This window comes from Bacillus sp. LL01 (assembly GCF_001037965.1).
The window spans coordinates 124,514-136,544 of sequence record NZ_LFEL01000006.1 but is presented as its reverse complement, the minus strand read 5'-3'; the positions used below and the strand labels follow the sequence as shown (position 1 = coordinate 136,544).

Below are 12,031 nucleotides of genomic sequence, written 5' to 3'. Positions count from 1 at the left end.
CATTTTGTCACGTACATAGTTAGTATAGGTAAAGAGGGTGAGGTTATTCTGGAAGTTTGTGCAAATCAAGTCATAAAAGGGGGAAGGATTTTGGGAGGAGGATGATGGGGATAGTGGTTTACATAAACAACAATATAAATGCCTGCACCCCAAAATAAATACCAAAACCAATCATCGATAAGGACGAAATTATAGAAATTACCACAAGAAAATTGGTCGCTAATAGATTCCTCGCTAAGCTGGAGATCGTAGCCATGAACACATCCCATAATAAAATTCCACAGATGATAGCCGCACTATAAATAGCCAATTGACTACTGGAAAAAGAGGAAGCTGTTTTTGCTAAAACGGAACCATAAATACCAAGCCAAAAAAGAATGGTAAGCGGGTTAGAGATGGAAAGCAGGAAACCGGAAGTCCATGATCGTAGCAATGTCGTCTTCCCGCGTGATCCTTCCACAAAGCTTGATTTCCCGCTTTTTACTAAACTTTCTATTCCTGTATAGGTGAGCACAAAAAAGCCAAAAAGCCAGAGAAATGCTTTCATCAGCGGCTGCTCAATAAAATGAATCATCCCCATATAAACAAGCAACATATAGCAAATATCAGCGACAAGTGCCCCCACCCCAAATATCCAGGCATGTCCGAATCCAAGTCGCAATCCTTTATCCAACTGCGCAGCATTGACCGGTCCGATAGGTGCTGCAAGTGATACCCCTAAGAATATGTAAGTGAAAATGGAATTCATTTTGTTACCCTCCCCATTATCTCCTTACACATTCTATTCACCATTTGGGGGTTGTACCACTATTTCCGAAAAAAAAAGAGCCCCATCTCTGGGACTCCGCATTTAGTCATTTCGTATGACATTCACAGCTGCTTGTGTTTCTTTTAAGAGTCTAAGCATATCATTTGCACGTTGTTCTTCTAATGAAGAAGTGTGATTTTCTTTTGCTTCTTTCAACTCTTGTTCAACTATCTCAATTGCCTGTTGTGAATAGCCGAGATTATCACTATTGCTCTCTAACTGTGTGGCATAAACTGACTTATCGGCTTTTTTTATAGCTTTTGTTAACTTTTCATTATGTTCAATGCTCATATAGTTACTCCTATTTTTACTTACTTGTGTTCAGGACCATTTAGATGTAAAGGTGGGGGAATAAGCCAGCCTTTACTTTTGTTCAATTTTAGAAGTTTTGCGCCGAATTGTGCTTTTGTCATATGAAATTGACCATACATCAAGGCAATATCCTCACGAACGCATTGTGCAATAACTTGACTGCATGCCACTAGGGCCTCACCTGTGTTTTTAGACAATGTCGCACAAATTTCTGGATCACTAAACCTTGCTCCGACTGGAATTTCTTCCAAGTTTGCTGTTGGCCGTTCTGGTGGTACAGGAGGTAATCCGATGCCATTTGCCTTAAGGACTTGTTCAATTTGTTTGTTCTCTTCTTTTAAACCTTCAATGCCTTCCTCTACCATTTTTCTGAGATCTTCATCACCAGTATGATTCACAAACGTTTGTGATGCTGCGATAGATCCATGATTTGCTACTAAATTGGACCACATACTAAATACTTCCCCATAATGTAAAGGTTCATTTTGAGGATTTCCGTCTAAAATTCCCATAATAACACTCCCTATTTTTCCAAGATTCATGTGAGGCTCCTTTATTAAGGATTTGCTCATATAGTTTGTGCAAAAAAATATAAATCTACACACTGAGTATCATTTATTCGAGCCCATTTGGTAACAATAAAAAAATCAATTGAGTGATGGGGGTTTATCAATGTCGTTATTTTCAAAAAGCCCGATGCGACCGCATGCAAGTAGTGAGTATGATGTGTTACGCAAGGTTATCCTGTGCAAACCGGAGTATATGACAATCCGGGAAGTTATCAATGAAACACAGAAGAAGTTTAAGAATGAGGGAATTCATATTGAATTAGCAATGGCTCAGCATAAAAAATTCGTCGATACATTGGAGGAGCATGGAGTGGAAGTTATTCTCCTACCTGCAATCAAAATGTTCCCAGAGCAAGTTTTCACACGAGATATAGGCTTTACCCTTGGAAACATTCTATTTGTTGCGGAAATGGCCAATAAAATAAGACAAGGGGAAGAAGAAGTCCTAAAAGGCATGTTGGAACAGCAGGAAATCTCTTATTTAAATTTAAAAGGCGATATGATTGAGGGCGGGGACGTCATCATCAATGGAGAAAGCGTGTATGTTGGACTGAGCAACCGGACGAACGAGAAGGCAATCGAACACCTACAAAGCATTATGCCGCATTATGAAGTCGTTAAGGTGCCATTCAAGGAAAAGTACTTACACCTGGATTGTGTGTTCAATATCATCTCACCATCAGAAGCGCTTTACTATCCGGAAGCATTTACACAAAAAGAACTAGACATCCTCTCATCCAGATTCGAACTAATCGAAGTAACAGAAGATGAACAGTTCACACTTGGCACAAACGTACTCAGTATTGGGAATAAAAAAATCTTCAGCTTGCCAGTAAACCCGAAAGTTAACGAAGAGCTCAGGAAGAGAGGCTTTGAAGTAATCGAAGTCGACATCATTGAAATAATAAAATCAGGAGGCTCTTTTCGCTGTTGTACTTTGCCTATTTTGCGTGGGTAGAGGAGGAACTGGTGTTGCAGGGACAGGCACCCCGTCCCACTTCAAATAGTGGATCTCTGTGACACCCGCTTCCCCAAAATGGAAAATGAATTCTTCGTATAAATAATGATAATATTCCTCTTAACCTTTATAATGAGAAGCGGAGGTGATAACATGGAAAAGCAAATTCTGGAGCTGCTGATCGGTCTGGACTCGGAAGTTAAAGGCATGAGAGGAGACGTGAATGACTTAAAATTGGAAACAACCAGCTTAAGGTCAGAAATGACAGGTATGAAGTTCCGAATGGATGGTATGAAGTCCCAAATGGATGATATGAAGACAGAGATGCATGAGCGTTTTAATACTGTTGACGATCGATTTGATGCGGTTGACGCACGGTTTAGTATTGTTGACGATCGATTTGATGCGGTTGACGCACGGTTTAGTATTGTTGACGATCGATTTGATGCGGTTGACGCACGGTTTAGTATTGTTGACGATCGATTTGATGCGGTTGACGCACGGTTTAGTATTGTTGACGATCGATTTGATGCGGTTGACGCACGGTTTAATATTGTTGACGCAAAGCTTGACGGTATAGGAGGCCAATTTGAATTAACAAATGAATCGAGGATGAACGATGTCGACTTCATTGACACTAAGGTAAACAGGCTTGAAAAAGAGATTTTTATTATGAAAAGTAAAAGTAACAACTAGAGTTTCGTCTCCAAAAGGCTAAATTTTTAATTGAATAATGCACCCGAAATCCCACATCCTACATTATTCCTCTTTTGAAATCAACAAAATTAAAATCAACAAAATACTTCATGCTTTTCTATCATGTTTAATTACAAAAGGATATCACTATTTACAACGCTTTCCCTATGGTAGGGAAAGCGTCGTTTGGGTTTCTTAGAAGGTCTCCTAAAGATACTTTTTTATAAGAAATTAAGAAAATCACCATAATCTGTGGGCCAAGGTGCCTGTCCCCACGACCCACCCTCATTGACAGAATTAAACAGCATGCTATAATTCTGTTAGATAAAACGTAATCATTTTGATTTACCATAATTTTTAAATCGTAATTGTTACGTTATAAAAGAGAGGAAGATGCATAATGTTAAAGAACGCAAAGTTACTATCGTTGGCAATAACAATTTTATTAATTATAAGTGGTTGCTCTGATGGGACTAGTTCAAGCACAAAAGAAAAACAAACCGATGAACTGATTTATGCTTCATCCAAGGATATCAATGATATGAACCCTCATTTTTATACGGGGTCGATGTCCGCACAAGGGATGGTGTATGAGTCTCTTGTAGAAAACACGAAAGAAGGAATCAAGCCATTGCTTGCAGAATCCTGGGAGATCTCAGAGGACGGAAAAGTCTACACTTTCCACTTGAGAGAAGATGTCACGTTTCACGATGGGGAGCCGTTTAATGCAGAAGCGGTGAAGAAAAATATGGATGCTGTTCAAGCAAATGCAGAAAAGCATGCTTGGATTAAGCTATCCACGAAAATTAAGGAAGTAAATCTGGTAGATGAGTATGTAGTTGAATTGGTATTATCCGAAACATATTATCCAACATTAGTAGAGTTGTCCATGACAAGACCTTATGTGTTCTTGTCGCCAAACGATTTTAAAGATGGAGGAACCAAGAACGGGGTTAATGGTTACAATGGCACAGGCCCTTACATATTAAAGGACCAAAAAACAGATGAATATGCGACGTTCGAGGCAAATGATGCTTACTGGGGTGGCGCACCAACAATTAAGAAAATAACCTCCAAGGTGCTTCCTGCTGATGAGACCACCTTTTTAGCGTTGCAAAAAGGGGAAGTGAACTTTGCATTCACAGATGACCGTGGTGCAGATAGTTTAGACGTGGAAACGATGGAGCAGTTGGTCTCATCCAGTGATTATCAGATTATCAGAAGTGAGCCGATGAACACGAAAATGATTGTCGCAAATAGCAGCAGAGAAGACAATCCGATAAATGAGAAGGCTGTCCGGGAGGCTATTTGGCACGCTATCGATAAGGAAACCATTGTAATAGATCTGTTGAATGGAACGGAATCAGTGGCAGATACCTTATTTTCATCTAACGTAAACTATGCAGATATTCCATTAGAAAAGCGCGAATACGATGTAGAAAAGGCAAAGGAACTGTTAGAAGAGGCAGGCTGGAAAGCAGCTAATGATGGAATTCGAGTAAAAGACGGCAAGCCGTTGGAAATGGCTTTTTACTATGACAGCAATTCGTCTTCGCAAAAGCGACAAGCAGAATACATTCAGGCATTGGTGAAGGATGCTGGGATCCGCCTTAATATTGTGGGAGAAGAGTCCACTTCTATCGCAAATAGGCGTGCAACTGGGGAGTATGATCTGTTATTTAACCAAACATGGGGATTAGCATACGACCCACAAAGTACAATCGCTGCCTTCACCTCAGAGGCTTCCTATTTACATACTACGAAAGGGATGGCTCAAGCAGAAGAACTCTACAAAAAAATTGAAGAAGTAATGATTTCTACAGATGAAGACACGAGACAACAATTGTATGCAGATATTTTGACGATGGTCCATGAAGAGGCTGTTTTCATTCCTATTTCTAATGGAAGTGTGACAGTGGTTGCACCAAAGAATTTAGAAGGTGTCACCTTCAAACAAACACAATTTGAATTACCTTTTGAAGGAATGAAGTTTAAATAAGAAGAGGGGAGAAATCCCTTCTTTTTTTTTGAAAAGGCTTTATTAAAGTTGACTGTTGATAATGAGTTGGTTTCTAGCTGTTGATTGGAGAAAAAGGCGTAGACTCCTGCGGGGGAGTAGCGACAATCTTGAGACCCCACAGGGCAAAGCCCGCTCAAGGTCGCCCCGCGGAAAGCGAGCCTATTGCGGAAATCAACAGCGGCGTTTAACAGAGCCTTATTTTAAAAGGAGTGAAACGCATGATAAGATACTTGATTAAAAAGCTGTTAATCGCAGTTCCCTTGCTTTTCGTCGTATCGTTTTTAACATTTGTGCTTGTGCACCTCTCACCACATGATCCTGCCAAATTAATTCTACAGGCGCAGGAGGTTCCGGAGATCACAGGGGAGCTTTTGGAGCAAACGAGAAAGGATTTTGGTTTGGATCAACCCTTACTGGTGCAGTACGTTCAATGGCTGTTGTCCTGCTTTAAGCTTGATTTCGGGGATTCCTATGTGAATGGCCTCCCAGTGTGGACGTTGCTTGGGCCGGCTTTTATAAATACGTTAAAACTGACCTTTGTCTCGTCCATCACTATTATGGTGTCGTCCGTTCTTTTAGGAGTATTATGTGCGTTTAAAGAGGGGAAATGGGTCGATAAGTCCATTCGTGGTTCGATGTTTTTTCTAACAGCGATGCCTTCTTATTTGTTAGCTTCTATTTTGGTTTGGTACATATCTGTTAAATTGGATTTACTTCCGACTAGCGGTATGGATGGCTTTCAGAGTTATGTTCTCCCTGTTTTGGTGATCACCATCAGTTATGCAGGGTTATATTTCAGAAACGTCCGCTCATCCATGCTTTCCAATATGAATGAGGATTATGTGTTATACGCAAGAGCTTCTGGGCTTTCAGAAGGCAAAGTTCTGTTGCATGTGTTGAAAAATTCCCTCCAGGTTACGATATCTATTTTTGGGATGGCGATTCCCATCATCCTCGGGAGCACGGTGGTGGTTGAGAATGTCTTCGCATGGCCTGGTTTAGGAAGCCTTAGCATCAAGGCAATCCTAGGGAGGGATTTTCCAATTATTCAGGCTTATGTACTGATAGTAGCTGCATTCTTTGTTGTATTCAATACTCTCTCAGATGTTGTGAATGTAGCAATGAATCCAAAGCTCAGAAAGGAGCTATAAATGAGGATCTGGCGTAATTTACGAAAAGATATAGTGGGATGTGTGTCCTTCTTTTTCATTATAGTGATGCTGATTGCGGGGATTTTTGCTCCGGTGTTTGCTCCTTATGATCCAAATGAAGTGAATATGGCTTTACGCTATGCTTCGCCATCTTTTTCCCATTGGCTAGGGAATGATCACTTGGGGAGATGCATCCTCTCCAGAATTATCTTTGGAATTAGACCGAGTGTTTTATGGGTATTGGCTGTTCTCTTTGTCTCCGTTTTAATTGGTGGAATCTTAGGCTTTTTGGCCGGTTATTTTAGAGGGAAAGTAGATATGGTCATTATGAGGCTGTGTGATATGATGCTTTCTTTTCCAGGATATGTGATGGCGCTTGCTGTCATTGGTATTCTTGGCGTGGGATTGGAGAATATCTTAATTGCTTTTGCCTTGATCAAGTGGGCTTGGTTTGCAAGGGTAATCCGGACATCTGTCATGCAGTATGTAGAGCTTGATTATATTCAGTTTGCCAAAGTTTCAGGAAGCGGAAATGGACGGATTCTCCGGAAACATATCTTACCGGTAACATTTGCAGATATTACGGTCGTTGCAAGTAGTTCTATCGGCTCTATGATTCTGCAGATCTCTGGTTTCTCTTTTTTAGGCTTAGGTATTCAAGCACCTCATGCAGAGTGGGGAATGATGTTGAACGAAGCAAGGGAAGTCATGTTTATCAGACCGGAGATGATGCTAGCCCCTGGGATTGCAATCGTGCTTGTTGTCATGGCATTCAATTTCTTATCCGACTCCCTTCAAGTTGCTTTAGATCCCAAACTAGTCCAGACGAAGAAAAAACGATTCGGATGGAAGCAACCGAAAGCTAGCTTGCAAGGAAAAGGGGTGGCCAACTACCAATGAATCTATTAGAGGTACATAACTTACAGGTGCAAGACTCCATTTCAGGGAAGCTTCTTGTGAAAGGAAGCACATTTTCTGTAAAAGAAGGAAGCTGCCTGGCCATTGTAGGGGAGAGCGGGAGCGGAAAATCGGTAACAAGCAAAGCGGTCATGCGCCTAAATAAGCCAACCCTTCAGCAAAAGGGAAGTGTCTTATTTAAAGGGGAGGAACTGACCCGTCTTTCAGAAAAGGAAATGAGAAAAAGAAGAGGAAAGAGTTTCTGCATGATTATGCAAAATGGGATGAGTGCGTTTAATCCTACTAGTGTCATAGGTGTCCATCTCAGAGAAACACTTGCTACACATTTAGGTTTAACCAAGTCCCAGGCAGATGCGAAAATAATTCCTGCCCTTGAGCGAGTGATGATAAAAAATCCGTCAGACCTGCTTGCGAAATACCCGCATCAACTCTCCGGAGGAATGCTGCAGCGCGTCATGATTGCATTGGCCATTGTATTGGAACCGGACCTTATAATTGCGGATGAACCGACTACTGCTTTAGATACCATTTCTCAATACGAAGTGGTCGAGGAGTTCAGAAAGCTGCGCGAACGTTTAGGATCCTCCATGATCTTTATTTCTCATGATTTAGGCGTGGTTCAAAGAATAGCAGAGGATGTAATCGTCATGAAGGATGGAGAAATTGTGGAAAGCGGGACCACCCAGCAAATTTTCAATGATGCTAATCATCCATACACGAATTACCTGGTGGCAACGAGACTTTCTTTAAGTAATCACTTTAAAAGACTCTTTTCTCAATGATTGACAAAAAGATTATGGGGGGATCAAGTTGTTACTAGTTAGAGATGTAGAAAAGTCCTATAAAAAAGGCGGGTTCTTTTCTAAGGAAAAACAAAAAGTCTTAAACAAAGTCACGCTGGAATGTAGGGCTGGAGAGTGCCTTGGCATCATCGGAGAAAGCGGGAGCGGGAAATCTACGCTTGGCCGGATGATTCTTGGAGTGGAAAAGCCAGACAGTGGCAGTGTTACTTTCAAAGAGTTGCCGACTTATTTAAGGAAAGCGAGGCTTGGAAAAATCAGTGCCGTCTTTCAAGACTATAAATCTTCTATCAATCCTTTCTTTACCGTAAAAGAAGCAATTCTTGAGCCGCTACAGATTTTAGGCAGGAAAGATAGGGGAGAAGAGAGGCTGATCGAGCTGCTCAAGAAGGTTGACCTTCCTGGTAGCTATTTGAAAAGGTATCCACATGAGTTATCAGGTGGCGAAGTACAACGTGTCTGTATTGCTAGGGCAATTGCAACAGAGCCTGCTTGTATTCTATTCGATGAAGCCATCAGTTCGTTGGATGTTTCTGTCCAAGTACAAGTGTTGGATTTACTGAAAGAGTTAAAACGCACCTACAATATGAGTTATATATTCATCACCCATGACATCCAAGCAGCGGCCTATCTATGCGACAGGATGATTATTTTCAAGGACGGTCAAATTGAAGAAACGGTAAATACACAAGATTTAGGCAAGGTTCAAACAGACTATGCAAAAAAACTATTACACTCGTTACTAACGATATAGAGGAGAGAGACGAATGAAAGGAGCATTATCCTGGCCCTTTATGCGGCTATATATCTTGGTGCTCTTCTACTTCAGTGCTAATGCAATCTTAAACGTCATCATCCCACTGCAAGGAAAGGCACTCGGAGCAACCAACACGACAATAGGGCTCATCATGGGAGCGTATTTATTCACCACGATGTTCCTAAGGCCATGGGCAGGTCACCTGATTGCTAAGTATGGCCCTATTCCTATCTTGCGGACAATTTTGATTCTAAATGGAATAGCCTTGGTCTTATATGCCGTCACAGGACTGGGTGGCTATGCATTTGCCAGGATCCTGCAAGGGATTTGCACGGCCTTCTTTTCCATGGCGCTGCAAATCGGAATCATGGATGCACTTCCTGAAAAAGATCGCTCACAAGGAATATCATTGTATTCCCTTTTTTCCTATATCCCGGGTATCGTAGGTCCGCTCTTGGCACTTGGTATTTGGCAGGAGGGAATGGGAGCATTCGGTATTGTCATGGTCACTCTGGCCGTTGTAACAGGAGTGATTGGTTTTACAGCAAAGGTAAGTGGGAAGGAGGCTGCAACAACATCTCGGCACGAAGCGGAACAGATGCGAATGGGTACAGCCTTTCGTCAAATCGTTACCAATCCAGATCTTTCTAGAAGCTGCACATTGATGCTCTTTGGATCAATTGTTTTTGGAGCAACGACCATCTTCATTCCGCTTTATTCCATGCAAGTTCCAAATGGAAATGCAGGGATCTTTCTTATGTTGATGGCCACAACGGTTGTCCTATCACGCTTTACATTACGTAAAAAGATACCTTCGGAAGGCAAATGGCATTCTTCCTTTATGATGAGTACCATGCTGCTTCTCGTCATTGGGACGTTAAGTATCAGCTATGCCATAGAAGGTGGTGCGGTATTCTTCTATTTTGGCGCAATAGCAGTTGGGGTAGCGCAAGCGTTGCTCTATCCATCATTAACGACTTACCTGAGCCTGATCCTTCCAAAGGCCAGCCGTAATGTATTATTAGGCCTCTTTATCGCCTCTGCCGACCTAGGTGTTTCCATGGGGGGTGCCATCATGGGGCCGGTTGCAGATTTGACTTCCTACTCAATCGTGTACCTGGTCTGTTCAATATTAGGAGTAATAATGGTGGTAGTGGCATACCGAAAGTAGCAAGTCAGCGGTGGGTCAGAGGGACAGGCAGAGGCCACTTAAAAGCTGGGTATCTTATAGTATTTGATGGTTTCTAGCTGTGGATTGAAGCAAAAGACGTAGACTCCAGCGGGGGAGTAGCGACAATCTTGAGACCCCGCAGGGCATAGCCCGAGGAGGCTCAAGGTCGCCCCGCGGAAAGCGAAGTCTTTTGCGGAAATCAACAGCGGTGTTTTAGCAGAGCCTAAAATCAAAGAATTTTTCAGTAGCTTCGGACAGGCACCCCGACCCACTTTGTTGACTCTAGTTTTTAAAAAAAGTCAGCTTTTTTTCTGCTGAAGTCCGCTCTCCCATTGGTGGCACTTGTTCAAAGTACCCCATATGAAGGAACCCGGCAATTTTCTCTCCTGGCTGTACACCTAAAATCTTGTGAACTTTTGGATCGTAAATATGCGGATTCGTTTTCCAGACAACGCCGAGCTTTTGTTCCCAGGCAAGCAGCTGGAAATTTTGAATAAGCGAGCTGACCGCCCCAAAGTTCTCTTCCCATTGCTTTTGTCTTGGGTCTTCTTCCATCACCACGATTAAGTAGGCTGCCGGTTGACGAAAGTAATTCCTTCTGTTTTCCTGCATCTCTGGCGGAAACGTCTTAACCAGTTTTTCCACAAAGCCGTCCTTTTCACATGAAGATACAAAAATAAACCGCCAAGGCTCCCGTAGGCCATGGTTTGGTGCCCAGACTGCATCATCCAGTAGTTCTAGAACGGTTTCCTGTGTCACTTCCTTGTCGGTGTATCCAGCTTTTATTGAACGTCGCTCTCGAATGATGTGAGCTAAGGTTGATTTATTATTTTCCATGAGATTGTCCCCTTTTTTAATTCTTCGTGTTAACAGTATATATGAATTTGATTATCATTCTCAATTACATTGTAATATATATCTTCTATTAATTCCATATCTATGGTCGCTTGGAAAAAAGGTGTCATGGAGACAGGTCCCTAGCCCCTTTTGTTTGGCTCAGCAACAATAAAAAGAAAATCACTTCCTTTATATCGTATTATACGATATAATCGTTATAAGCGATATGAAGAGGTGTTCTCAATGACTGATAAAGCAACATTATTAAATGAATATTGGACCGATATCTATTTTCACCTACATTATGTACATAAGGAAAAGATCTCTCATCAAATGGTTCGAATACTACAGCTAATAGATAAAAAGGAAGAAACCGCAGTAAAGCAGATTGCATCATTCTTGCAGGTGTCTCCTAATACTGCCTCCGAACATGTAAAAAGAATGATAGAAAAAGACTACATACATAAGCGGAGAGACGCCCTTGACGAAAGAAAAGTCATCCTTTGCTTAACAGAATTAGGTGCAGAGATTTTACACCGCAACACGAGTCTAGATAAAGAAAAGCTAGAACAAGTATGGAACGGTTTGAATGCCAATGAGAAAATCCTGATAGAAGAGTCACTAAAACTATTTAGTAAGAAGGCAAAACAATGCACGTCCTCTTGAAAATAGTCGCATCCGCTCTCGTTATTGGGGCAGTTACGGAGATCTCCAGAAGATTTCCCTCCTATGGCGGAATCATTGCTGCACTGCCATTGGTAAGTTTGCTTAGCATCATTTGGCTCTATGTCCAAGGGGAACAAGCAGCAACGATAAGTAAATTTGCTTTAGGAGTACTTTGGGGATTCCCGGCAACTGCCGTTCTATTGATCATTGTCTACATAGCACTCCAGCATTCCATCCAACTATTCATTTCTATAGGGATGGGGGTGTGTGGATGGTTGGTATTCTTGTTGGTGCAGGATTTGGTTGTCAAGTATGTTAGAGAGATTTTCATTAACTAAAAGAATACTTCCTACTCTCCTAGAAAGGGA

14 protein-coding genes are annotated in these 12,031 nt (G+C 41.7%); 10 read left to right on the top strand and 4 right to left on the bottom strand.

The window, feature by feature from the left end; genetic code table 11:
* Window positions 1-118 precede the first annotated feature (118 nt).
* The 3 genes from AB685_RS17555 to AB685_RS17545 all read right to left on the bottom strand — a co-directional run bounded on the left by AB685_RS17555 (window position 119) and on the right by AB685_RS17545 (window position 1,662).
* On the bottom strand, window positions 119-748 hold the full coding sequence (locus AB685_RS17555; RefSeq protein WP_047971898.1) for a LysE family transporter: 630 nt from the start codon (window positions 746-748) through the stop codon (window positions 119-121).
* Window positions 749-850: 102 nt separating this feature from the next.
* Window positions 851-1,099, bottom strand: coding sequence for a hypothetical protein (locus AB685_RS17550; protein WP_047971897.1), 249 nt, complete (start codon window positions 1,097-1,099; stop codon window positions 851-853).
* A gap of 20 nt (window positions 1,100-1,119) precedes the next feature.
* Complete coding sequence (locus AB685_RS17545) at window positions 1,120-1,662, bottom strand: DUF3231 family protein (RefSeq protein ID WP_241773335.1); 543 nt, start codon at window positions 1,660-1,662, stop codon at window positions 1,120-1,122.
* A gap of 130 nt (window positions 1,663-1,792) precedes the next feature.
* On the opposite strand from AB685_RS17545, the gene AB685_RS17540 reads away from it, so the two are divergent.
* The 8 genes from AB685_RS17540 (at window position 1,793) to AB685_RS17505 (ending at window position 10,160) form a co-directional block, all read left to right on the top strand.
* Window positions 1,793-2,647, top strand: coding sequence for a dimethylarginine dimethylaminohydrolase family protein (locus AB685_RS17540; RefSeq protein ID WP_047971896.1), 855 nt, complete (start codon window positions 1,793-1,795; stop codon window positions 2,645-2,647).
* A gap of 153 nt (window positions 2,648-2,800) precedes the next feature.
* Entirely contained in the window at window positions 2,801-3,343 is a 543-nt protein-coding gene (locus AB685_RS17535; protein WP_053073872.1) for a hypothetical protein, read from the top strand.
* 400 nt (window positions 3,344-3,743) lie between these two features.
* Window positions 3,744-5,342, top strand: coding sequence for a nickel ABC transporter substrate-binding protein (nikA, locus tag AB685_RS17530; protein ID WP_047971895.1), 1,599 nt, complete (start codon window positions 3,744-3,746; stop codon window positions 5,340-5,342).
* 239 nt (window positions 5,343-5,581) lie between these two features.
* A complete protein-coding gene (gene opp1B / locus AB685_RS17525; RefSeq protein WP_047971894.1) occupies window positions 5,582-6,514 on the top strand; it encodes a nickel/cobalt ABC transporter permease in 933 nt (310 codons plus the stop codon).
* A complete protein-coding gene (opp1C, locus tag AB685_RS17520) occupies window positions 6,515-7,414 on the top strand; it encodes a nickel/cobalt ABC transporter permease (protein WP_047971893.1) in 900 nt (299 codons plus the stop codon). It begins immediately after the preceding gene.
* Window positions 7,411-8,214, top strand: coding sequence for an ABC transporter ATP-binding protein (locus AB685_RS17515; protein WP_047971892.1), 804 nt, complete (start codon window positions 7,411-7,413; stop codon window positions 8,212-8,214). The genes opp1C and AB685_RS17515 overlap by 4 nt, the downstream gene beginning before the upstream one ends.
* 28 nt (window positions 8,215-8,242) lie before the next feature.
* On the top strand, window positions 8,243-8,986 hold the full coding sequence (locus AB685_RS17510; protein ID WP_047971891.1) for an ABC transporter ATP-binding protein: 744 nt from the start codon (window positions 8,243-8,245) through the stop codon (window positions 8,984-8,986).
* A 13-nt stretch (window positions 8,987-8,999) separates the two neighbouring features.
* The gene (locus tag AB685_RS17505) at window positions 9,000-10,160 is read left to right on the top strand and encodes an MFS transporter (RefSeq protein WP_047971890.1); all 1,161 of its coding nucleotides are present in this window, start codon (window positions 9,000-9,002) and stop codon (window positions 10,158-10,160) included.
* Between the two features lie 282 nt (window positions 10,161-10,442).
* On the opposite strand, the gene AB685_RS17500 is transcribed toward AB685_RS17505, so the two are convergent.
* Window positions 10,443-10,997 (bottom strand): nitroreductase, encoded by a 555-nt coding sequence (locus tag AB685_RS17500; RefSeq protein ID WP_047971889.1) that lies wholly within the window; start codon window positions 10,995-10,997, stop codon window positions 10,443-10,445.
* A 243-nt stretch (window positions 10,998-11,240) separates the two neighbouring features.
* Here AB685_RS17500 and AB685_RS17495 point away from each other — a divergent pair, with 243 nt between their 5' ends.
* Both AB685_RS17495 and AB685_RS17490 read left to right on the top strand, forming a co-directional pair.
* Window positions 11,241-11,663, top strand: coding sequence for a MarR family transcriptional regulator (locus AB685_RS17495; protein ID WP_047971888.1), 423 nt, complete (start codon window positions 11,241-11,243; stop codon window positions 11,661-11,663).
* The gene (locus tag AB685_RS17490) at window positions 11,648-12,001 is read left to right on the top strand and encodes a DUF3147 family protein (protein WP_047971887.1); all 354 of its coding nucleotides are present in this window, start codon (window positions 11,648-11,650) and stop codon (window positions 11,999-12,001) included. Before AB685_RS17495 ends, AB685_RS17490 begins: the two co-directional genes overlap by 16 nt.
* Window positions 12,002-12,031: the final 30 nt, after the last annotated feature.

Bases quoted from the DNA above. Each gene is read 5' to 3' on its own strand.
- AB685_RS17535 (WP_053073872.1), top strand. From the start codon at position 2,801: ATGGAAAAGCAAATTCTGGAGCTGCTGATCGGTCTGGACTCGGAAGTT.
- AB685_RS17545 (WP_241773335.1), bottom strand. From the start codon at position 1,662: ATGAATCTTGGAAAAATAGGGAGTGTTATTATGGGAATTTTAGACGGA.
- AB685_RS17515 (WP_047971892.1), top strand. From the start codon at position 7,411: ATGAATCTATTAGAGGTACATAACTTACAGGTGCAAGACTCCATTTCA.
- AB685_RS17495 (WP_047971888.1), top strand. From the start codon at position 11,241: ATGACTGATAAAGCAACATTATTAAATGAATATTGGACCGATATCTAT.
- nikA (WP_047971895.1), top strand. From the start codon at position 3,744: ATGTTAAAGAACGCAAAGTTACTATCGTTGGCAATAACAATTTTATTA.
- AB685_RS17540 (WP_047971896.1), top strand. From the start codon at position 1,793: ATGTCGTTATTTTCAAAAAGCCCGATGCGACCGCATGCAAGTAGTGAG.
- AB685_RS17550 (WP_047971897.1), bottom strand. From the start codon at position 1,099: ATGAGCATTGAACATAATGAAAAGTTAACAAAAGCTATAAAAAAAGCC.
- AB685_RS17500 (WP_047971889.1), bottom strand. From the start codon at position 10,997: ATGGAAAATAATAAATCAACCTTAGCTCACATCATTCGAGAGCGACGT.
- opp1C (WP_047971893.1), top strand. From the start codon at position 6,515: ATGAGGATCTGGCGTAATTTACGAAAAGATATAGTGGGATGTGTGTCC.
- opp1B (WP_047971894.1), top strand. From the start codon at position 5,582: ATGATAAGATACTTGATTAAAAAGCTGTTAATCGCAGTTCCCTTGCTT.
- AB685_RS17505 (WP_047971890.1), top strand. From the start codon at position 9,000: ATGAAAGGAGCATTATCCTGGCCCTTTATGCGGCTATATATCTTGGTG.
- AB685_RS17555 (WP_047971898.1), bottom strand. From the start codon at position 748: ATGAATTCCATTTTCACTTACATATTCTTAGGGGTATCACTTGCAGCA.
- AB685_RS17490 (WP_047971887.1), top strand. From the start codon at position 11,648: ATGCACGTCCTCTTGAAAATAGTCGCATCCGCTCTCGTTATTGGGGCA.